At 38.4% G+C, this 23,640-nt stretch carries 20 protein-coding genes; 3 read left to right on the top strand and 17 right to left on the bottom strand.

Annotated elements, in window-relative coordinates; translation table 11 throughout:
* Positions 1–522: 522 nt before the first annotated feature.
* Positions 523–1,167, bottom strand: a complete 645-nt coding sequence (pyrE, locus tag AN392_RS16390; protein ID WP_055013290.1) for an orotate phosphoribosyltransferase — start codon at positions 1,165–1,167, stop codon at positions 523–525.
* A gap of 14 nt (positions 1,168–1,181) precedes the next feature.
* Entirely contained in the window at positions 1,182–1,895 is a 714-nt protein-coding gene (gene rph / locus AN392_RS16385; RefSeq protein WP_008111261.1) for a ribonuclease PH, read from the bottom strand.
* A gap of 180 nt (positions 1,896–2,075) precedes the next feature.
* Here rph and AN392_RS16380 point away from each other — a divergent pair, with 180 nt between their 5' ends.
* Complete coding sequence (locus tag AN392_RS16380) at positions 2,076–2,936, top strand: YicC/YloC family endoribonuclease (protein WP_054202964.1); 861 nt, start codon at positions 2,076–2,078, stop codon at positions 2,934–2,936.
* Positions 2,937–2,996: 60 nt separating this feature from the next.
* Here the strand turns inward: AN392_RS16380 and AN392_RS16375 are convergent, their stop codons facing one another.
* Positions 2,997–4,997 carry an ATP-binding protein gene (locus AN392_RS16375; RefSeq protein ID WP_055013292.1) on the bottom strand — a complete coding sequence of 667 codons (2,001 nt, stop codon included), beginning with the start codon at positions 4,995–4,997 and terminating at the stop codon, positions 2,997–2,999.
* Positions 4,998–5,164: 167 nt separating this feature from the next.
* Between AN392_RS16375 and yvcK the strand changes: the two genes are divergently transcribed.
* Entirely contained in the window at positions 5,165–6,037 is an 873-nt protein-coding gene (gene yvcK / locus AN392_RS16370) for a uridine diphosphate-N-acetylglucosamine-binding protein YvcK (protein ID WP_055013289.1), read from the top strand.
* Here yvcK and AN392_RS16365 read toward each other — a convergent pair.
* Entirely contained in the window at positions 6,034–6,366 is a 333-nt protein-coding gene (locus tag AN392_RS16365) for an Hpt domain-containing protein (RefSeq protein WP_010392915.1), read from the bottom strand. The two genes, yvcK and AN392_RS16365, sit on opposite strands and share 4 nt — an antisense overlap.
* 21 nt (positions 6,367–6,387) lie before the next feature.
* On the opposite strand from AN392_RS16365, the gene AN392_RS16360 reads away from it, so the two are divergent.
* Entirely contained in the window at positions 6,388–7,407 is a 1,020-nt protein-coding gene (locus AN392_RS16360; protein WP_055013288.1) for a glycosyltransferase family 4 protein, read from the top strand.
* Here the strand turns inward: AN392_RS16360 and AN392_RS16355 are convergent.
* From AN392_RS16355 to AN392_RS16295, 13 genes are all read right to left on the bottom strand, one after another.
* Complete coding sequence (locus tag AN392_RS16355) at positions 7,402–8,808, bottom strand: sigma-54 dependent transcriptional regulator (protein ID WP_055013287.1); 1,407 nt, start codon at positions 8,806–8,808, stop codon at positions 7,402–7,404. The two genes, AN392_RS16360 and AN392_RS16355, sit on opposite strands and share 6 nt — an antisense overlap.
* 97 nt (positions 8,809–8,905) lie before the next feature.
* Complete coding sequence (locus AN392_RS16350; protein ID WP_010392921.1) at positions 8,906–10,366, bottom strand: SpoIIE family protein phosphatase; 1,461 nt, start codon at positions 10,364–10,366, stop codon at positions 8,906–8,908.
* 7 nt (positions 10,367–10,373) lie between these two features.
* Entirely contained in the window at positions 10,374–11,078 is a 705-nt protein-coding gene (locus AN392_RS16345; RefSeq protein WP_055013286.1) for an AAA family ATPase, read from the bottom strand.
* Positions 11,075–13,159, bottom strand: a complete 2,085-nt coding sequence (locus AN392_RS16340; RefSeq protein WP_055013285.1) for an SLBB domain-containing protein — start codon at positions 13,157–13,159, stop codon at positions 11,075–11,077. Before AN392_RS16340 ends, AN392_RS16345 begins: the two co-directional genes overlap by 4 nt.
* A gap of 3 nt (positions 13,160–13,162) precedes the next feature.
* Positions 13,163–14,017, bottom strand: a complete 855-nt coding sequence (locus AN392_RS16335) for an OmpA family protein (protein ID WP_055013284.1) — start codon at positions 14,015–14,017, stop codon at positions 13,163–13,165.
* 20 nt (positions 14,018–14,037) lie between these two features.
* Positions 14,038–14,346: an STAS domain-containing protein gene (locus AN392_RS16330; RefSeq protein ID WP_010392928.1), complete on the bottom strand. Its 309-nt coding sequence runs from the start codon at positions 14,344–14,346 to the stop codon at positions 14,038–14,040.
* A gap of 166 nt (positions 14,347–14,512) precedes the next feature.
* On the bottom strand, positions 14,513–16,312 hold the full coding sequence (locus tag AN392_RS16325; RefSeq protein ID WP_055013283.1) for a sugar transferase: 1,800 nt from the start codon (positions 16,310–16,312) through the stop codon (positions 14,513–14,515).
* A 10-nt stretch (positions 16,313–16,322) separates the two neighbouring features.
* Positions 16,323–17,399: a glycosyltransferase gene (locus AN392_RS16320; RefSeq protein ID WP_055013282.1), complete on the bottom strand. Its 1,077-nt coding sequence runs from the start codon at positions 17,397–17,399 to the stop codon at positions 16,323–16,325.
* A gap of 1 nt (position 17,400) precedes the next feature.
* Positions 17,401–18,894, bottom strand: a complete 1,494-nt coding sequence (locus tag AN392_RS16315) for a GNVR domain-containing protein (RefSeq protein WP_055013281.1) — start codon at positions 18,892–18,894, stop codon at positions 17,401–17,403.
* Positions 18,895–19,024: 130 nt separating this feature from the next.
* Positions 19,025–20,161, bottom strand: a complete 1,137-nt coding sequence (locus tag AN392_RS16310; protein WP_055013280.1) for a glycosyltransferase — start codon at positions 20,159–20,161, stop codon at positions 19,025–19,027.
* 4 nt (positions 20,162–20,165) lie between these two features.
* Positions 20,166–20,870 (bottom strand): acyltransferase, encoded by a 705-nt coding sequence (locus tag AN392_RS16305; RefSeq protein ID WP_055013279.1) that lies wholly within the window; start codon positions 20,868–20,870, stop codon positions 20,166–20,168.
* The gene (locus AN392_RS16300; protein WP_055013278.1) at positions 20,836–22,227 is read right to left on the bottom strand and encodes an O-antigen ligase; all 1,392 of its coding nucleotides are present in this window, start codon (positions 22,225–22,227) and stop codon (positions 20,836–20,838) included. Before AN392_RS16300 ends, AN392_RS16305 begins: the two co-directional genes overlap by 35 nt.
* Positions 22,220–23,632, bottom strand: a complete 1,413-nt coding sequence (locus AN392_RS16295) for a lipopolysaccharide biosynthesis protein (RefSeq protein ID WP_055013277.1) — start codon at positions 23,630–23,632, stop codon at positions 22,220–22,222. The genes AN392_RS16300 and AN392_RS16295 overlap by 8 nt, the downstream gene beginning before the upstream one ends.
* Positions 23,633–23,640: the final 8 nt, after the last annotated feature.

The raw sequence follows: 23,640 nt of genomic DNA, 5'->3' as shown, positions 1-23,640 counted from the left end.
AGTAGCTCGTGCCTCGCTATGCGTTGCGCTCTGCCGTCTCAGTGGGGTCGCATTATAGGGAGATCCGAAAACAGATCAACCCTTTTTTGCAGAAAACTTGAAATAAATGACTGTTCGTTGAATATTTGAACGATAGGTGCTAAAAACACAACATAACTATCAATTTATTAACAATAAACACGTAACTTAAGCTTTTAACTGTTATATCTACTTGAATAAGCTCTATTAAAACACTCGCAACTAAGATGATCATAATGATCACTAGCAATAATCTACCCGAATCGATCCTATATATGACAAAGCTCGCAAAATAATACGCTGCAGCTAGCATACTGTTAATGTTACTACAGAGAATTGAAGTAGATAAGAGTGATACCACAGTATTAATAAAATCACGGCTATTAATAGTGCCAACCTGAAGGTGCCTTTTATTTAAATGTATTAGCAAAGCCTTAATATAAGTAGGAGTTACTGTTGCTCTATTTTAGGCAAAATAAAGCCCCGCATTTGCGAGGCTACTATTTATGCTACACCGTATTGGTCCCGGTAAGCTTTTACCGCGGCTAAATGCTCATCCATAGTTCCTTGGAGCTCTAGGTAACTAATTAAATCAGCCAATTTAACGATTGAAGTAACTTGAGTATTAAAGTCACGTTCTACTTCTTGTATAGCAGAAAGCTCTGCTTTACCTTTTTCTTGACGATCAAGTGCAATTAAAACACCACTTAAATCTGCGCCATTATCCGCAATAATTTCCATTGACTCGCGAATAGCTGTACCGGCGGTGATCACATCATCAACTAACATGATCTTACCTTTAAGCTCAGATCCAACTAAGCTACCACCTTCACCGTGTGCTTTTTTCTCTTTACGGTTAAAACAATAAGGTACATCTTTATTATAATGATCAGCTAACGCAACTGCGGTTGTTGTTGCAATTGGAATACCTTTATATGCAGGACCAAATAGTACATCATATTCAATTGCTGCATCTTCAAGTGCCGCTGCATAAAAGCGACCTAAGCGCGCTAAGTCACGACCTGTATTAAACAAGCCCGCATTAAAGAAGTAAGGGCTAGTACGGCCAGACTTTAAAGTAAACTCGCCAAACTTTAATACCTGCTTTTCTAAAGCAAACTCAATAAACTTTTTTTGATATTCTTTCATTGCCAGTTACCTATTTATGCTAGTGCTTGCTTTTGTACATCAATAATTTCACGAATTGAATGCTTAGCGAGTGTAAGTAGCTCATCAAGTTCGTCAAACGAGAAAGGTTCACCCTCAGCGGTTCCTTGTACCTCAATAATTTTACCGGTTTCAGTTAAAATTACATTCATGTCAGTTTCAGCGTCAGAATCTTCTAGGTATTCTAAATCGCTAATCGCTTGGCCTTTATATATACCAACAGAAATAGCAGCGATCATATGTTTAAGTGGGTTTGAGTTAATCATCCCTTTTGCACGCATATACGTTAGTGCATCAACTAGCGCAACGCATGCACCGCTGATAGACGCTGTACGTGTACCACCATCAGCTTGAATTACATCACAATCAATAGTAATTGTGTTTTCACCGAGTGCTTTTAGGTCTATTGCTGCACGTAAAGAGCGAGCAATCAGACGCTGTATTTCCATTGTACGACCGCCTTGTTTACCTCGCGTTGCTTCACGACTATTACGTGTGTGTGTTGCGCGCGGTAACATGCCATATTCTGCGTTTACCCAACCTTTACCTTGGCCTTTCATAAAGCGTGGTACGCCAGCCTCAACTGTCGCAGTACAAAGTACCTTAGTGTTACCAAACTCTACCAATACTGAACCTTCAGCATGCAGAGTGTAGTTACGTGTAAACGTAACCGGTCTAATTTGATTAGGTGTTCTTTCGCTTGGACGCATTGACGATCCCCTTAATTCTGAATTTGCCACATTATATGTTGATGTGAATACAGATGCCATGTTGATTTATATTAAAGTGTGTTTAAAAAACACTCAGCAGTGTTAAATTTTCTTTAGAGCTTGGCCAGTGTTACGGTATAATAATCGTAATATTGTATTTAAAAATGTAGGAAAACATCCATGATCCACAGTATGACAGCTTATGCGCGTCGCGAAATAAAAGGCGAATGGGGCACTGGCACGTGGGAAGTTCGCTCAGTGAACCAACGTTATCTTGAAACCTTTATTCGTGCACCAGAGCAATTTCGTGGCATGGAGCCCGTTATACGCGAGCGTCTGCGTAAGCACTTACAGCGTGGTAAGGTCGAAGTTTTCTTAAAATTTGTAGCAAACCCTGCACATGTTGGTGAATTATCAATTAATCAATCTCTTGCTGAGCAGCTAATTAATAGTGCTAAGTGGGTACAACAACAAAGCAATGGTGATATTAATCCTGTTGACATTTTGCGTTGGCCTGGCGTGATGGAAGCGCAAGAAATTGATATGGATAGTGTAAATACAGCGCTCATTACTGGGCTTGACCAAGTAATTGAAGACTTTAAATCGGCACGTGGTGATGAAGGTGCAAACCTTGAAGAAATGATAACTACACGATTAACCGCCATTTTAGAGCAAGTTGATATTGTTGAAGCCCACATGCCAGAAATTACTAAATGGCAACGTGAAAAGTTAGTACAAAAACTTGAAGATTTAACAACAAATATTGATGAGTCACGTCTTGAACAAGAACTGATTTATCTTGCACAAAAGCAAGATGTAGCAGAAGAACTTGATCGTTTAAAATCGCACGTTAAAGAAACACGTAAAATTTTGAGTAAAGGTGGTGCTTGTGGTCGTCGTTTAGATTTTATGATGCAAGAGTTTAACCGTGAAGCAAATACCCTAGCTTCTAAATCAATCAACAGCGACATCACCAATGCTGCAGTTGAGCTAAAAGTATTGATAGAGCAAATGCGTGAGCAGATTCAGAATATTGAATAACAAACTATAACGTTAGAAAAGGCCATGATTATTCCTAATTATGGCCTTTTTTATTACCGGCTATAAAAGCGTACTTAAAGACGCTTTTAAGGTTTCAAACTTAATAGGCTTGGTAAGCACTTTATTAACACCTACTTTAAAACATGATGCCTTGTCATCGGTTGAAGCATTTGCGGTTAGTGCAAAAATAGGAATATCACTTAACAGCTCATGACGAATATGCTGCGTGGCGCTTAGTCCATCCATAGTCGGCATCATGATGTCCATTAAAATTAAATCAAAATGTTTGAGTTTCATAAACTCAATTGCTTCCACTCCATCATTTGCAATCGTGACTTTGTGATTTAGCTTTTGTAAAAACGCCTTAATAAGCACTTGATTGGTTTTATTATCTTCAGCAACCAGAACTGATAATACAGGCTGTTTTGATGAAAGATCGGGTTTAATTTCATCAATAATCGCTTCTTTAAATGGCAGTAAAATAGTAAACGTACTACCTAGCCCTAACTGCGTTTCAACATTAATAGAGCCGCCCATAAGTTCAATTAGATTTTTTGAAATACTGAGGCCTAACCCTACTCCTTCATTTTTTCTGTTTATACCTTCGTTAACTTGTCGAAACGGCTGAAATATAAAGCTTAGATCTTTCTTTGCAATGCCTACCCCTGAATCTTCGATAGTAAATTTTAGTTTGTCATCTACAATATTTACACATAATGCAATATGTCCTGAGTGAGTAAACTTGAATGCGTTGCCAATGAGATTAAATAGTATCTGCCCCAGCCTAAATTCATCACCCATAATATAGGTAGGGATATCGTCATTAATCGAAACTGAAAAAATAATATCTTCACTGTCTTCAATAATATGCAATTGCCCAACGATATTCTCAATAAGCAGTTTTACATTTAGCGGTTTATTGGCGATTAATACAGTCCCTGATTCAATTTTTGAAAAATCTAATACGTCGGTAATTAATCCATAAAGAATATCAGCACTAGAGTTTGCATAATTCAACCATTGACGTTGCTCTTGAGTTAAATCGGTATCTATTAATAACTCTATCATCCCCATAATCGCATTCATGGGAGTCCTTATTTCATGCGACATGATGGTTAAAAATTTTGTTTTTGTTTTACTGGCTTCCTCAGCTTTAAGCTTTTCATTTTCAAGTGCAGTCTCTCGCTCTTTTGAGACTGTGATATCTTTGGCAATACCTAAATAGCCAATGAAATTTCCGTTTTCGTCAAATTGCGACTTACCATTGAGCGATACCCACAAAGGTATCGGGGCCTTAACCTCAAATTCAAAACCATTAAAATCCTCATGCTCAGCGACTAGCGCAGCAAAAGCTTGCCATTTCAGCGTGTTTTTTTGCTCATTTTTAGTACGCAAATACTCAATGGTTTTATTAATAAATATTTGCGCATAGGTATTATCTTCTCTTTCTAAATTGTTAACGCTGGTAAAGGTCATATCTGGCTCGGTTCGCCAAAACCACTCACTGGCTAACTCTTTAAATAAAGTAGAAAGCTGAGAAAATTTATCAAGTAGTAAAACAGATTGATGGGTTTGCGCATGTAACTTATTTAATTGAAGAAAAGCGTGAAATACTTGCTGAAGAAACAAAATTATTGAGTGTGAAGCCAAAATATTATGGTTAATATTATTGATCACATGGGTGAAAATAAATAAGCACTGCTCTTTACCCGTATCAATCCCGATTAACAACGCTGTCTTTTTATTCTGGTTATTCACCTCTTCTGATAAAGCAAATAATTGTTCTGGCAAGGGATTGCAACTATATGAGTAACCTTTTTTTAGAGCCTGAATAAATGCAGCACATGGTGGCCATGTTTTCTCATAAAAATCGATATTAGTTGTGCCGATAGTTAAAAAATGATGATGTGTTTTCTTTAAAACTATGCAGTCTTGGTATTGAAGCAATGGCTGTAGTAAAGCTGACATAGTGGCTAAAATATCAATTTCATCATCACACTGGTGCAATAACGCTAACTGCTTCTGTAGTTCCGTAAGAGTCATTAATTCATTACGTTGCATACCCATTCCCTCAGCTAAAATGCATCGCGTTTTGCAAAAAAAACCAAAATCGATGTTATGACTAATAAATATAGAACAAAATTTAATATAAATCATTGAGTTATTTTTTTGGCACGATGGAATGATTTCTGCTTTATTAATATAAATAAATACATTAAGGCATAGCTATGAAGATAGTGTGTATTGGTGGGGGTCACGGATTAGCGCAAGTATTAAGTGCGATAAAACCCTTATGTAGCCACCTAACAGCGATTGTAGCGACTACTGATAATGGTGGTAGCACTGGACGCATTAGAGAGGAGCAAAATTGTATCGCTTTAGGTGATATAAGGCGCTGCTGTGTTCAACTTGCCGGTGAAGGTACCCAAGCCCAGGCTATGTATGAACATAGGTTTACTCATGGTGATATGGCGGGTCATTGCTTAGGAAATTTAACACTGTTGGGTTTAATCCAGCAAACACAGTCTCCCACTGAAGCTATTGCTGCTTTTAACCATTTGCTTGGTAACAAAGAGACTGTGTTGCCTATGTCTGATTTACCCACAGATTTAGTAGCTGAGCTAAACAATGGTGAGAAAATATTTGGTGAATGCGCGATTGATGCCTTAAACGAGCTACCAAGCACCGTTTACTTATCAAAAGCAGTACCGCCAGCAACAGGTACTATTGAGGCTATTTTAGATGCCGATTTAATAATCATTGGCCCAGGTAGTATTATTACTAGCGTAATGCCTGCTTTTTTAATTACAGAAATCACTGAAGCAATAAATAAAACCTCTGCGTGTAGAGTATTTATTGAAAACACAGCGAAAGAAAGCAGCGTGATGCAACATACAAAAATTGCCGGCATTGACTGGTTACAAAAGAAGCTCGGCACTAAAGTATACGATTTAAGTATTTCTCCTTCTGCCATTATTGAAATTTTACAACAGGGAGAGAAGTGTGAGGAAACAGGCAAGCATTTACATAATATTAATGAACTAAAAAATGTATTTTCAGAGTTATTAAAAAGCTCTTTTAATACTGAAAAACACGCTTAATGATTTTGGGTAAGTTCTCTCATATGTTCGAAGGTTTTTTTACTTTGTGCATCAGCTAACTTTAAGAGGGTTACAACCTCGGTGTCTAAGCCATTGACCTTAACTTGCTGCTCAATAAGCTGGCACGTTTGCGCTAATCTTGTTGCACCAAAACTATAACCGCTACTTTTTAAGCTATGAGCGCACAGTTCAATTTCTGCGGCATCGGTTGAGGAAAGCATTTGCGCCACTAACTTTTTAGACTCATCAACAAAAACGTTTATCAGTTCAATGGCCATACTATCACCAACATCATACTTTAGTTGTTCTATTACAGATGTATCTATCATAATTTTCTTTTGGAGCTCATTGTGAATAATCAGATTATATTGTTTGTAGACTCTTCAATGATTGGTGGTATTGAAACTCATATTATAGAGTTATACAAGCTGCTTCACAAAAATCAGGTTAGTTGTTCAATTTTATTTTATAAAAATCATGGGAATAATGAGTTTTACGAGTTACTTGATAAGCAAAGCATACCGTATAATTTTCTGCAAGGTACACTCATTGGTTTAATCAAGCGGTTTCACAGTTACGATCGCAATACAGTTATTCACACCCATGGATACAAAGCCGGTATTTTAGGGCGTTTAGTTTGTAAAATCACAAATAAGCATTGTGTTAGCACTTACCATGCAGGAGAGGCTGGTACAGGAAAAATGTGGCTGTATAATAAATTCGATTTATGGCTTAGTCGATTATCAACCAACTTTGCGGTATCTGAAAAAATTAGTAAAACAATAAAAAACGCCCAAATACTGGAAAACTTCATCGCAATAACCGAACCTCCCAGCACTGATTTTGCACAACCGTTACTTAGAATCGGGTTTGTTGGGCGCTTATCTTATGAAAAAGGCCCTGATATATTTTATGAGTTAGCTGAAAGTATGCAGACTAATAAGCAGGTGCAGTTTCACCTTTTTGGTGATGGCCCAATGCGTGATCGTATTCCACAGCTAAACAACCTTAATTACCATGGTTTAACACCCCGAGATGATATTTGGCAACATTTAGATGCCCTACTTATTTGCTCAAGAGAAGAAGGGCTTCCTATGACGCTTTTAGAAAGTATGGCGCATTATAAAATAGTTATTAGCAGCCCTGTGGGTGCTATTCCTAGCATTATAAACAATGGGGTTAATGGCTTTTTAATGAAATCAGCAAATACACTAGAGTGCCAACAATCGATAGAAGCATTACTTGCCTTATCTACAATGCAAAAAAGTGAAATGGCACACTCAGCATACACTATGCTTAAGGAGCGTTTTTCAGGTAAAAAACAATTTAACTTGCTGCAAAGTGCTTATGCAGCAAAAACAATATTATAAATTTTCTTCCCACCCTTTAATTTTTCGGTACAGGGTTGAAGGGCTTACATCTAAAAGAGCGGCAGCTTTGGGAATATTAGTTGCGCATATTTTTATGACCCGCTCTATATATTCTTTTTCGGCGATCCATAAAGCCTTAACCTCACTTTCAACCTGCGGTAACTCTTCAAACTCTTGAACTGGTAACGATGTATGTTGCTCTTTAACCAGCCCCTCGTTACCTGACTCTTTTTGCGGGCTTTGTGGCAATGCAGGTAGCATAGATACATCAATCCACTCTTGTGGGTTAAGCACTAAAATATTACGGATCACATTTTCCAGCTGCCTAACATTACCAGGCCAATCGTATTGTGCTAAAAAGTGCTTCACATCATCGGTTACCCCTTTATAAGGATGTTGCTCTTCCTTGGCTATTTTAATAAATAGCGCTTGCGCTATTTCGATAATATCTCTGCCGCGCTCTCTAAGTGGTGGCAGCTCAATAGGAATAACATGCAGCCTGTAATATAAATCTTCTCTAAATCGACCTGCCTCAACCTCAGCAAGCGGGTTTCTATTGGTTGCACAAACAAATCTCACATCAACCTTAACTTGTTTTTCGCTACCGACTTGTTGATAAGTACCTGTTTGAATAAAACGAAGTAATTTACTTTGTAAATTAATATCCATTTCACATAACTCATCTAAAAACAATGTCCCCCCATCCGCCTGCCCTGCAGCACCCAATCGGTTTGCAATTGCTCCAGTAAAGGCACCTTTTAAATGGCCAAATATTTCACTTTCAATCAAATCTTTGGGGATAGCAGCACAATTAAGTGCAACAAAGGGCTTGTCGGCACGATTAGAGGCTTGATGAACTGCCCGTGCACATAGCTCTTTGCCAGTACCACTTTCACCGGTAATAAAGACTGTAGCTTTACTCGCTGCAGCAGAGCTAATAACTTGATACACCGATTGCATTTGCTTGGAGCTACCAATCAAGTCAAAGTAACGGCCATTTTCATAAATATTTTTATACTTGGTAACCGTTTGTTTTAAATCTTTTATTTTGAGAGTGTTGTTAATAGTTATACGAAAACGTTCTGCCTCTACAGGCTTTTCTAAAAAATCACTAGCGCCTAACTTAATCGCTTGAATCGCCATTTCTTTGGTAGCATGCCCAGTTAATACAACAACTTGCGGAAAGTTATCAGGTTCTAGCTGAGCTAGAATATCTAGCCCGTTCATGTCGGGTAACATGACATCAAGCACTATCAGGTCGGGTTTTATTTTATTAATAATATCAAGAGCGGTTGCCCCATCATTTGCCACCAGTGTGTTTACACCTGTCGGTAAAAGATAAGACTGATACATCATAGCAAGAGACTGGGTGTCTTCTACAATCAGTATTGTTGGTGGCATAATCCCATTCCTTTTAGCGACTCGCTAAGAATTATTTAGAGAAAAAATATTAACTTATGGATATTAAGTTAACTATACATAGTTAATTAAATCAAATTCAATTGATGATTATTAATGAGGCATCATCCACTTCTTTAGAAAGCGCAACCTGTGAATTTTTCCATAACGAGTGTGCAAAATCCTCTGCTGAGGAGCTTTGCATAGGGATGATTTTTTTTAATTCAGTCATTTCGTCTTTATCGGTAAAGCGGTTATCCGTCCAACCATCAGTGTAAAGTATAATGTGTTCAACATTATCGAGCTTGGCTTCATATAAAGTATATTGATGATCATTAGACAGCCCAAGCAATGGTCCGGTACCATTTAGCTGAGATAGCTCACCATTTTTACTGATAATAACCGGTGCGGGATGGCCTGCATTGAGCCAATACAACTTATTATTTTCTAAAAAACAAATCATTAAAGTGACTAAGCTTGATTTACATAATTGCTGTTTATAAAGCGCATTATTCAGCGCAACGAGCATTTCTTGATACGCTAACCCGGTCGCTAAAAAGCCACTTATAAAACCTTTTATAGCAAAGCTTTCTTTGAGCGCTTGTAAGCCATGGCCCATCATATCACCGAGTATAAAAGCAGTACCTTCATCATTAATTGGCATAAAAAAGTCACCGCCATTACCCACACTAATAGAGCCAAAAATATGCGCTGTTTTACCATGCCCTAAAAGCACTTTAGAAGGTGTTAATCCGAATGTACTTTGATAGGACAAGTATGCAAATCGATGAGTTACTCGCTCTATGCTTTGTAATAACTTATTTTTTTTAACTGGTTTTATTAAGTAATCATCAACCCCTAATCGATTAATTTTACTGATCACTTCTTCGCTATCATCCCCAGTTAACATCACCACCGATAACTGAGATTTTAAATTCGATTTATTAAGCTTTTCCAGTAATGGCTCACACGTTCCTTGTTTAAGTTTATGATCAAGTAACAATATACTAGCATCAGAGGTTAAAATAGCTTGCCAACCAGCCTCTATGTTTTCGCAGGTGATGACATTAAATTTATCTTTTAGGTAGGCGCTCATTAATGCCAACTGAGTGATGTCATCGTCGACATAAATAATACTCGGTCGCTTATCAATGTTAGTTAAAGGAAAAGAAAAATAGTTTTTACCTGCTCGCGTGTCATAGGTAGCATCAGCAAAGTAATGGCGAATAAGCTCGACCCCCATCCCACCTTCTACCAACTCATCCGATGCTAATGTCCATGATGAGTTGTTTTGTTTAAATAAATTATAAGGCTTAAGTTCATCTATAAAAGTTAATTGGTAAGTATCATGATTTATTTGGTTAATACGCAACATTATAAGCTGCTCATCGCCCTCATTATGGCGAATTAAGTTAGTTAGGTATTCGGTTGCAACTAAGCCTGCTGCATCCGCTTCATCTCTGGTCACCGATAAAGCGCCCAGTACATGCTTAAGTACTTGGCGTATTTCAGTTAAGGTCGGCCATAATAATTCAAAACGCCGCTCAAATAATATATCCATAAAAGTCTCAGTAATGTTTAAACAACCACTTTTGCTTGTTTATTTTGCTGGTTAAAAAAGCGCACAACCTTGGCCATTTTGAAGAATGTCGTTGGAAGAGCAGTAGCATGCGCTCCCCTAAAGGAGCAAAGCTATGTTGACTTACCAGTAACTTTATATTGCTATGACCCGCTTGCTTAAGTTCTGCAACGCCTTGACATAACGACTCTTCATTATTAATACCTAGCGCAATAGTAACCAAGGTCAGCTCGCTACATAAGCTTAAAGAATGCAGTGGTACATTATTACGATTTAACTTTAATGCTGGCGACATATCCAGCAACACATAATCATATTCTTGCTTTAAACGCAGTACCGCTTCATTTAAAACATGTTTGTTTTTTGCTGAATCAATTGACTCTAAATTGTGAATTGTAAGTACTTCAATACCTTGATAAGGCATAACACTGAGCTGACAGGAAATATCATCAAAACGCCACAACTTAGTCAATGTAGGCAGCTGTTTGTCTAAACGAAACGAACTAATAGGGTTAAGGTCGATAACGAGTACTGACTTATTTTGACTTTTTAAACGTTGAGCAACACTAATACAGGCTGTGGATGAACCTTCGCCACCGTACAAAGAAATAAACGTCACGCACCGTGCTTCATCATCAATCAAGGTGTTACAGATGGTTTCTAGTTCATGGTACTGCCCAGGTATCAAGTTCATAAGCTTATCACCAAGGCAATTATGGTTATAAAGTCGAGGAAGTTATCTTTAAATTGACTAATTAGGTCTTGACCTTTATCGGGCACATATAACGTATCCCCGGCTCTAAGTACCGGAATATTGGCCGAGTTTGGAGACTTTATAAATTCCTCAAGATTAAACACGCGAGATTGTTCTTTACAGCATGAATGGTTCACAACCACTATTTTGTCAATGAGAGCTGAACTTGACGGCCCTCCAGCTTCAGCAAGCACATCTAAAATAGACATCGTATCATCAAAGTTATATCGACCTGGCTTTTGCACTGCTCCCATAATACGAACAACTCGCTCTTTAGGGGTACGTAACCAATCTTTGTCTTTTTCTGGAATAAATATTGTGTCGCCGGGTGACACATGAGGAAATAACGTTTCATCACCAGTTTCAAAATACATCGCTAAATCAAGTTTGCTCACTCGAGCGCGATTACCATTACGGTGCGTAACTCTAATATTACGAATATCCGCACTACCATTAGGACCATCTGCTGCTGCCAAAATATCAATAAAATGCATATTGTCATTGAACGCATAGCGCCCAGGGGAACCTACTTGCCCCATGATATAAATAGACTTGCTCGATTCTTGACGTATCCATTGCGATTTATTGTCTCCGGGGTCTACTGGTAACTCTTCAACAATAATAGTATCGCCAGCAATTAAACTCGGCAGCGCAATTTCACCGTTAGTAATGGTGTACTTTTCAAGATCAAATCGCTGGGTGACATCGCCATTTCGCAAAATTTTAATATCGTTCACGTTAGCCCCTTTAGTAGGGCCACCAGCATGCGCTAACAAATCAGTAAAGTCCATTTCATCACTCCACTCATAACGACCAGGAGATTGAATAGCGCCTATAATTTTAATCGCTCGTTTTGTCGGAATTTTTAACCAGCTTTTTTCGTTAACATCTGTTTTTTCAGGAACAAATATTACATCACCGGGGTTTAAATCGGGCACTTTAGCGGTGGTTAATCCCTCACTATAACCCTGTAAATCAAAAAGTATGCTCTCTCCGGCAGGGGTTAATATTTTTATTTGCCGTGTTTCTGCAAAGCGCGTTGGGCCCCCTGCATTTGCTAAAATGTCTAAAAAGTTAGTACTGTCGGCAGCCTCATAGGCACCGGGCTTTTGTACCTCACCCATAATATAAACCGTGCGTGATGTGGTATTTACATCATCCACCATAATCGGCACATATATGGTTGATCCCGCTTTTAGTAGCGGCATGTTACTATCGGTAGGTTTATCTAAATATGCTTTTAAATCAAAAATAACAGGAGCTTTATCAACAATCACTCTAATTTTAGTTACATCCGCATAGCGAGTAACCCCTTCCGCACGCATCAGCGCATCTAGAAGCGTCATATTTTCTTTAAACGAAAAACTACCAGGGTTATGCACTTCGCCAAGCATAGTAATGGCACTGTTGTCGCTTGCATCCCCTGTAGCACTAAGCGTTTGTGCATCAAAATCAATTTGTACGTTACCAAGGAGTGGAGAAACAGGCACAAACACAGTATCTTCACTTTTAAGCTTTGGTAATAAATTTATGTCGCCTGAGTCTAAATATGCTTTGTAATTAAATTCAATTACTTCATCTTTGCGCCTTATTTGTAAGCGATCGAGCTGTGCGCCAGGTCTTAGGCCATTTGCTTTAGCTATCACCATTTGAATATTACCATCATCGGGAATACTCACCTGTGAGGGTGTGATCACATACCCTAAAACATTAATAAATATATCTCTGCTTCTCAGCTCCACATAAAAGTCATCTATTGCAACAAACAACTCTGCAAGAATAGGTTTAAGTTCTGCCTCTATTTGCGCAACCGTTTTATTACCTACCTGAAACTGCCCCACCTCAGGTATATTAATTTGACCTTTTTTGTCGACCTCAAAAGTTGTTTCAAATTCAAGTTCCCCTGGCACATATAAAAACAGCTTATTACCTGCTTGTACTATGGATTCATCGGCTTGCGCTGCAAACGTAGAGTTCGTTATTAAAAAGAAAAAAACGAAGACAGTAAAAATAAATCTCATACATTACTCCTTTTTCTTTTCAATAATTTTAGTCCAATTCATTAGTGACTTTACTTGTTTGCTATTTTCACTTTGCGCGTTAGCATCTAATATAATAGCCTCAACTCGGCGGTCTGAATGGCGTTTTTGCTCACTTTGCTCCGACTCACTAAATGGTTTTAAACTGCCTTGGGTTAAAGTGGTAATGTTATAGGTAGGCACGCCATAAACACCCAGCCAATGCTTAACAGTTTCAGCGCGCTTTAAAGCCAGCTCATAATTACTATTTTTACTGCCTACAGAGTCAGTATGCCCGATAAGCAAAATACTAATACTTTCTAATTGTTTAATTAAATCGGCTGCTTGAGCAACCCGTACGGCATATTTAGGGGTTATTTCAAAGGCATTGAATGCAAATTGGTTATCACTATTTAACAACTCCGCTATTTGCTCTTTTACATTAACTAAAGCGGGTTGTTCATCAGTCGATGCAGCGCAATTAGTCAACTTTCTAACGGTATCAAAGTGATTAGCTAATTGATTAAGGCCATGATAATGAATTAATAAGTCGTGCTCCGCGTCTTCCCACATTTGGGCTGCAATTAAACGTCGGATACGATTTTCATAAATTTGAGCTTTTAATAACTGCGCTGGCATACAGGCATTAATATCTTGCGACTTTAATAATTCAAGCTTAAGTTCTAAGTGCTCAAACTCACTGCGAACAATACCCTCAGGTTGATTAAATGTTTCATCAAGCTGCTGATCATCTAATGGATAGTTTTGGTATTTTTCGGCCATACCTCCTTGTCCTTCATCCGGCCAAGAAGCACACCCACCTAAAAATATGAAAATGATAATTGCTATGCGCGCCTTCATAAAACTCTCCCTGGTAACCTCTACACAGCGTCAATAAATGGAATGGTTTTATCCACTCTTAATAAATTCATTAACTTAAACGGTTGTCCTGTGACATTAAGTAAAGATAGCTTATTACTATGTTTTTCAATTCTTTTATATAGAAAAACAATAGCACCAATTCCTGAAGAGTCGATAAATTCGGTTTTAGAAAAGTCTAAAACAACAAAATTCGAGTCTTGCTCAACGAGCAGCTCAAACTGATCTTTTAGCTCATCGACAGCAAAGCCTGAAAAGTCATCAGGAATGGTAATAACTGTTTGATCGGTTTTGTTGGCTACATTTTTCATTTTAATTACCTATTAAAAGTATGAACTCAAATAGACAGTTACAAGAAGAATGCCAAACTTAAACCACTGAAATATATTAACTTTAATGGTTTGTTAATTGATTTTTGAAATAGAAGTGCATAATGCAATTGCTTTTTGGGTATGCAATTGCATTATGCGAAGCGGGTTATTGGCCTTTACCAGTAAAAATAACAACCAATGTTTTAAATAAAATAGTCAATTCCATATAACACCAGCTACGAGCTGATGAGGTGCTCAACATATAGGCGTAATCCCAGCCAATTTTATTGCGTGCATCATCAATAGTTTCATCATAACCATTCATCACTTGTGCTAACCCAGATATGCCTGGTTTTATGCCATAGGTACGCTGACAAAAATACGGAATATCTTTTTCAAGTTTTGAATAAAAAACAGGTCGTTCAGGACGTGGCCCTATCAGCGACATATCGCCTATGAGTACATTCCATAATTGTGGTAATTCATCTAATCTTGCTTTGCGAATAAACCGCCCTACCGAGGTAATACGCGGATCATCTTTACTTGCCCACACCGCTCCACTTTTAACCTCAGCATCAACCACCATAGAGCGAAATTTTAATACGTTAAAAAGTGCCACAAAGTCATCATCACTCTGCCCTACTCGTAACTGTTTAAACAACACTGGTCCTTTAGAGCTGAACTTAATCACCAATGCAACCATGAGCATTACAGGAGACAGAATAATTAGGCCAATAGTGGAGCCTAAAATATCAATGCCGCGCTTTACTGCTCTAATCACAAGATTATTAGACTGCTTAGTTTGGTGAACGCGCTGCCAATGCTCACTATATTCACCGCGTTCAAATTTAATAATCCCCCAAAAAGCACACAAGTATGCCGCTACAATATAGTTAATACTGTCGATCACCGGCCATTTAGTCTTTATGCTCAAAAGCTGTTTTAATGCACCCAGTCCATGTACAACGGCTAATGTAATACAGGCTACTTTGGCTAAAAACACGTTAGAAAAAACCGCCAGAAAAATTAGTAATCCATAAATCAGTACCAGTATAATGGGCATAATGCCACGTAATACCTTGTGCGAAATATAATTAAAGCTTACCCAGCCTAATTTTGGATTAAATAGCTCAGACAGCATTTTAATTTGTTGCCAATTGCCAGCACCTAACCTTACTCTTCTTGCGTAATCATGGCTTTGTTTATCGCATTCACGTTCAACAATGTTGATCTCGCTATTTACTAGCGCTTTACCACCTTTATTAAGTGCTTTCATCGACAAAATAAAATCATCGTTTATAGTGCTCGCATCTAATAACTGAGCATATTCGGCGCGTATAGCAAACATGGCACCAGGTACGCCAATAACAGCGCCTAATGATGACTCCATACTTTTTACTTTATTTTGATATTGCCAATACTGTTGCTGCTCTTTGGTGGCTAAGTCATCTAATATATAAACCCCAGTGATCACATTGACCTGAGGGTCTTTAAAATCAGTATCAATTTTATTTAGTACATCAACGCTCAGTAACGCACTAACATCGGTGAACAGCAATACATCGTAATTAGGCTTGGTTAGTTTTATTAACTCATTAACACCAAACGACTTGCCTTTATTGACCTTATTAAAATGCAAATGGCACACTACATTTTGCTTTGCAAGATGCGATTGAGCAATCATCGCCTCGTCATAGGTTTTGTCTGTACAGCCATCAAGGTAAATATGAATAGCATACTGCTCTGTGCTGTATAACATAGAGCCCAGGTTATAGAGCTTTTCACGAATATGTTCTTGCTCGTTGTAGGCGCACATTAAAATACCAAAGCGCGTGGTTGGCGGGGTAGCGCTTGATTCTACGTTTGCTTCATCGTTACTAAAAAGCTTTAATAACAATAAGTAACCAACATGATGGTACAATACCAACACTATCAAAATCGCCAATGTAATCAGTAAAAAAGTCATTGTAATCCCCTTATGAAGCTAAACCATTATAAAAATGGTCATAGGCTTCACTCATTGTGTTTGCATCCGCAATTGAGAGAATATACTCTCGAATGCATTGCCCGTGCTTCATTTCCAATGCTTTCAATAGGGCAAGTTTTAAGCCAAAAGAATCATTAGGCTTTACTAAAATACCCTGCTCATTACTGACCACTTCGCTAATGCCACCGACATCAGTTGCCACTATTACTTTGCCACATGCCATCGACTCTAAAATAGATAGAGGTAAGCCCTCTCGTTGCGAGTACAAGCACATCACATTAATGGCAGAATAAAATAATTCCATATGCTGCACATTTCCTAAAAAATGTACTCGCTCTACCACACCTAGTGACACTGCAGCACTCATCAATGAAAAACGTAAACTGCCATTACCAGCAAATACGAGTTCAATCTCTTTGGGTAGCGCGGGCAGTAATTTAATTAAATCTAAATGACCCTTACCTGGCTCTAAACGCGCAGAACAGCCAATAAGTTTTTTGTCGTGCGGTAAGTTAAGCTTAATCCGTGCAGTAGCGTCATCTGTATCTATAAACTGCTGAAAATCAATGCCGTTAAGAATAGTACTATCAGCTTTAATAGCAGTTTCGTTATAAAACTCATTAGCGACCACGTTTGCATCAGCCACCCAATGGATTTTAGTTAGCTTATTCAATACCTTTGTGATCACTCGCTGTTTAAAATTTTTTAAATACCACGCATCATGAATTGTCGATACGTGTTTAACACTCGGGTTAACTAAACAGGTGAGGCTAGCGTAAAGCATTGGGCCAATGTGATGGCTATGAATCACTGTAATATTATGTTTTTTAATTATTTCACTAAGCTTTTTAATTACACTTAGTTCAAATTTAGGGGCTTTGTTTAAGCTTATAAGTTTTTGCTCAAAGGCTGACAGTGCTGGCCATTCATTTACTGCATCCCGTTCAGTCCCTTCCAAAGAAACAATAATACTGGTGTCTGCAAATCGACTTTTTTGCATTAAAGTCACGGCCATTTTTTCCAGCCCACCTATTTTAAAGTGTTGAACTAAATGTAAAACGTTCATGTTAATTTCCCTCACTAAGGAAGTGCATTGATGGACTAATCCCAGCATGTAACGTGCTGTGACCAACAATGGGTAAAATGGTAACCACGTCTAGTGACGATAGTTTTTCAATGGTTTGAATATCTTTTAAATGACTGTCGAATAAGGTAGCAACAAACACACAGGTGACACTGGTAAATATGCCTAAAACAAGACCCATAATAATTGCCACCACGAGTGAAGTATTAATTGGTTGAGTGGGACTATAAGCTCGCTCAATGGTTTTAACTTTGTCAGGGCCTTCATACTTAACCAGCTTGCCTGTCACTTTTGCCATTTCGTAACGCCCTAACATGTCTTTGTATAATGACTGTTTAACATCGTAGTCACGCTCGAGCTTTCTAAGTTGTTTTTCTATATCACTGGTTACTAATAAGCGATCACTTACTGAATTGACTTGTTTTTCTAACATGTCGTATTCTTGCTGATGCTGCAGAACATTATTTTTAGCTTCTTCTAGAGCGAGTATTTGTGACACCAACACATTACTTTCATTGTCATTTCCACTGGGTAAGGTATTAGCCATTTGCCAAAGCTGATCAATATTAGTGGCATCAAGGCCTTTACCACTTTCAATTAACGCTTGTTGCCGCGCTCTAATGCTGAGTAGTTCGCGCTTTTTTGAAACCACTTTGCTGTGTTTATCGGTATAGCGGGTTTTTAAAAAACTGAGCTCTGATTCTGCAGTAATTATTTTCTCTTCTATACGACCGAGAATCGGGTTTGCTTGACCCATTTTTGTAGTAAGTGCCTCAAGCTTGGCATTAGCGCCTGAGAGCACAATGGACTTTTGTTGTTGATCACTTAATAACTTATCGAAGGTTTGCCTATTACTATGTAAAACAGCGGGTAAGGTATTACTGTTTTTTGCTTTAAAGCTTGCCAATGAAGCCTCAGAAATCTCCAACTCTTCTCTTAAACTTACCAGCTGCTGATAAAAAAATTGCTCCGAGGTATCCAGTGATGCTTTCGTTGGGGCTAATAAACTTTCTATAAATTTCTCTACCACTTTTTCTAGCACCGCCTTCATTTGGGTTTGGTCATGCCAAATAAAGTTAACCCTAACTAGCTCATCTCCTACCAATGATAAGGAAAGCGCCTGTGAAAGCTCTTGATGTATTTTTTCTATCTTGGCGGGAGATGCATCCTTTGGTACTAAATTGGTTTCTTTTGCCACGGCAATCAGAACTTTGCGGCTGATCACTAAGGTGCGCAAAGCTGCCATCCTATTTGATAAATCAAACGAGAACGACAAATCATCTAAATAGGGATTAAGCAGCGCCGATTCTTCTATAAGAATAGTGGCGTGGTTTGTATATTGTTTTTGTGACGTTGCCGCTAATACAATCACTACTACGGGTACAATCAGCAACGGCAAAACAAATAACTTTGCTCTGGTGTAAACAGCGTACAAAGCTAAATAAAGTAATCTTTTTATTTGCTCTCTAACTAACATATTCGCTACCCATTGATTTGCATATTGCTATGCGAAACTTTGCGGCTATTTGCAAAATAAAAATTTACAGCGTAAATAGCCTTCTTTAATGGAGTAGTTGCACAGGGCGCGCCAATATTATAGTTATGGTTTAATCGGAGGGATTTAATATTTGTAGATCGTTGATCACAGTGAGTGCTTTTACCGGCCAGCTATGCTCTTTCGCTATGTTTTTTTGGACTGCATGCAATAAACTTAATTTTGCTTGACTGAGTGACAACGCCTGATCAATTTTATCAATAAAGTTATTCTGTGACTGAGCGATAAATATTTGCGAGTGATAATAGTTCACTGCCGCAAAGTCGGTTGCGACTATCGGTTTGCCTACCGCTAAATATTCTTTTAATTTAAGCGGGTCGCAAGCCCTAATTTGCTCATTATCGACAAATGGTAAAATAGATACATCCCAATGAGCCGAGAACGATACCAACCGTTTATGCTCAACCGCACTAATATGCGTTACATTTTTAAACTGCAACAACCCTGAAATGGGAGTGGTAATATCGCCAACTAATACCAATTGATATTGCGGCCTAGCAGCGGCCAACGCCATTAATAAAGGAATATCTAGCCAGGCATTAATGCTGCCATAAAAGCCAATAATGGGGGTTTTAATGGCGCTGATTTCTGCGGCTTTGTCGACATTACTCGTAAATAAATCAAAGCTCACGCCATGTGTTAATAATTTAGTTTTTTCAGCAGGCATTTTGGTTTTTAATAATTCGCTGATCACATAAATAAGATCTGCATTTTTAATCAGCTGCTGCTCAAAAGGCGCAATCAGCACAGGATCAACCCCAGCCAGCGCACTAAAATCATCACCACAATAATAAATTAGCGAGTCGGTGGCTCTTTTATCAAACAGATAGCATGCCGTTGGCACACTTAACCAATATACAATAGGTTCACTGGTTTTATGAGCACCAATATGACGAGAGAAAACCCAACGGTTATAACTGCGCACTAAGCGATTATCATGCCATGGCAAAATAGGCAGTTTATATACCGTCATATTTTTAGGCGTGGCTATTTTACTATTATTAGAGCGTTGAAATAGCTGCTTAAATTTATTAATAATACGTTTTACATCGTTCAGCTTTACGCTTGGTTTACGCATTCCCACAGAATTAACCCAATTCACTTGCTGTCTTTTTGCAAGCTCTGAAAATAAATGCTGAGTACTACTAGGGTGGCTCCCCCAATCTTCTGCAAAAACAATAAATTTCATTCGTTCACTCCACTATATTTTTAACTACTCTAGCTGGATTACCTGCCGCAATAGTAAAATCGGGAATATCTTTAGTTACCACACTGCCCGCCCCTATAATGGCTCCTTTACCTATGGTTACTCCAGCAAGTACCGTAACACCGGTCCCAATCCATGCTCCACGCTTAATAATAATATCACCAATTTGACTCTCGTCATCACTTTGGCCGTTCGCACGACGTTCACAATCAACTGGGTGACCAGGAAAGCCCGCTAAAAAAACACGTCCCGCAAGTCTTACATCATCTTCAAGTATAATTTTTCGCCCTACCGAAAACGCATTTTGCCAGCCAATATCAACATTATTACCAATACTTAATAGAGGCTCACGCTCATTACTTATACGGCCACACAAAGTGCTGATCCCCGAGATCCTGACATCGTTTTTACATTCAATCCTTAATTTTCCAAGCACCTGAGGCATACCCGAATATAAATATAAGCATTTTTTACTGCCTTGAATTTGGCTTTTAAATAATGGGGTGTAATAAAATATTCTCAGCAGTTCATGAATAAACTGCTTTATAAAGTGGTGTAAATGATAAAGCCCACTGTGCAGTAGAGGAATAACTGGCAGCTGTGGATTACGCAACGATTTTGCAAATTTAAACAAACGTTTTACCGAGGGGCTGTTACTATTTTTTAGCCAATACTTTAGTTGGGTCACCATAAGACGAATCCTTATTACTATCGATAGTCAGCTTTTCTAGGGCAATGGTCAGCGACAAAATGATGTACAAAGGCCACGTAAAAGCTTGAGTTAAAAACGTACCAGCAACCATAAAACCAATTAAACCGGCTTTTAGCGCATTAGCATTCACTGTCACTTCAGGATTAAAGTTAAGCTTATTAATGCAAAATACTCGAGACAAGCTGCGATAAATACTGGCGATAACCAGTAAAAAAATACATATACCAACAAAGCCTGTTTCACCAAGCACCTGAAACCACGTACTATGCACTGCATGATTCTTGCCATCCCAGTGCGGGCTATAAAAGTAATAGTTTACGAAGAAGTTATTTACCCCAACTCCTGTTAGCGGGTTAGCAAGCGCCATGTTTATTGCAGCTTGCCAAGCATATATTCGACCCATAGCAGACTCATCAACTCCACTTTCAGCAGCACCACCACTTTGCCTATCTGAAATCCCCGCAAAGACCATCATGGCAAGCATGGCAACTGCCCCACATGCAGCCACAACCACTGGATTTTTTACCTTTTGATATAAAAAGAAACTCAAAATAGCAGCAATACCTAATAGGCCGCCTCGGCTTTGCGTAGCTATCACTCCTGAAATAGCCAAAATTAAACCAACGCCTGCAAATAATCGTCGATATGGATTGTTGTATGTATTAAATAATTCAGCAGCTAAAAAAGACACAGGAAACATCAGCACTAAAGATAAATCATTAGGATCGCCCAGTTGTGAACGATACTCTCGAGAAATAGTGACTCGGGTGCCCTCAACTAGCCCCACACCATTAATTTTGTTATTCAGTGCCACCAGCGCAATGGCCACACCAGAAATCATAATTCCTAGTCTTACGTAACTAAAGTGAGAAAATCGCGTTAACCACCAGCTGATCACAAACACCATAATAAAAACTTTAACCAACACTCCAGACCAATACTCAATAGCAACGCCACGATTTGAAGCCGAAAACACACACACGGTAAGCCACACAAACCAAATGACAAAAATAAGATGAGCTGAGCTCCAATGCGGTTTTAATGTTTTGGAAATAAATAAATGCCAGAAAATGGCCAGTAAAGAGGCTAGCGCTAATAGTTTAGGGATTTTAAGCGGCATTAAAAATACAAATGCCTCATGAATCCTAAAATAACTAAATAAAATAAATAAGATAATAAACACAGTACTAATACGCACGGCTAATACGCCAGCAAATGGCAGTAACAATAAAGCAAAAGCAGCTATGGGCCCAAATAACGAATATAAGCTTAAAATAAGCGCCGTTATCACTAAGCCATTTATTAATAAGTAATGCTCTTTATACCAGTTAACCATGCGCCTTCCTTGCTAAAAGCCGTTGCAATATTCCCGTGATGTGGTGTTTATACTTTTTAAATAACACCGCAAACAAACATATCAACACAGCAACCTGTCCTACAATGTAGTAAGACACTTGCGTCACACTTAACGAAAACACAAGAATAAAGCACAGCCAGCTAGGGAGCAGACTGTGTACTTTAAATGCTAAATGCTCTAGCTTTTGACTAATAGCTACAAACAGTAGCGTTTTTAAAATTTGCGCCAACGCAAGTGATACAACCGCACCTAATATTCCCCATTTTGGCACTAAAAAACTTAATGCAATTAATACGCTTGTAGCACTAACTGCATTAATAATAGTCACAAACAAACCGTTATAGTGAATATAACAACCAATATTAAGTAAATCGCTATGGTGCCTCAGCACAACAATGAGTATTAAACTGGGTAATAGCCACGTATTAAGTAAATAACCTTGTGGTAAAACGAGAGTGAATAAGTGCGGGGCTACAAGTAGCATGATGCTGCAAAGGGCAATCGCAATTTCGAGGCTTAATTCACATAAAAACACATAGTGACTGCGGCTTGAGGTTAACTCGTCAAAACGGCGTGAAAACCACCACATTCTGATTGGCTCAAATGTGAACGAGGTCATGACTGCAAATTGCAGAGCGACATAATATTGAGCGAGCTTTTCTTTGCCCACACTGGCTGCAATATACCAGTTTTCTGCGCCATTATTAGCGTACACAAAGAGCGAAGAGATAATAATGCTTAACAAAAACAGCGTATTCTTAGGCGTAATATTCCATGCGATACATTTAAAACTAATATTAATCGTGCGTACTATTTGCCACAGTGACAATATAAGTACAATAAAACTCGCTACCACACCAGATAGCATAACGCCGGTTACACCAAAGCCTAGATATAGCAAGACGATGGTGAGTAGAGTTTGCCCTACCCCTTGTAAAACAGCTAAATAGCAAAACTGCTTAGCCATTTCGTAATATCGAAAAAAGCAAAATACAATCGACAATACCGACGAAAATGCCAAGTTAACGGCTAATAGTTGCAGATCTATCTGGTTAACAGAGATAGGTAATAAATTCAGCAATAGGTCAGCAAACAATACAACAGTAATTACAAATGCAGTGCTTAACATACTACATAAAATCAACGCATCCCTAAATAAAGCCTGCTTACAAACAACGCTTTTCATTTGCTGTTTAAAAAGCAGTTCAGGTAACCCTAGGCATAACAACAAAGACATTACGGCTGAAATAGAGACTAAAAAATTAAGTTCACCAAACTGTGACGGGCTTAAAAGACGAGTTGAGATAGGGAGTAAAGCAAAGCCAAGCCCTTTGAGCAATAATGTTGATAATCCAAAATAGGCTATTTGCTTCAGTCCGTTCATCTTCATTC

The sequence above is a fragment of the Pseudoalteromonas sp. P1-16-1b genome, from assembly GCF_001401785.1.
Lineage (GTDB): Bacteria > Pseudomonadota > Gammaproteobacteria > Enterobacterales > Alteromonadaceae > Pseudoalteromonas > Pseudoalteromonas undina.
The sequence above is the reverse complement of the archived record's forward strand: the minus strand, read 5'-3'. Positions and strand labels throughout refer to the sequence as shown.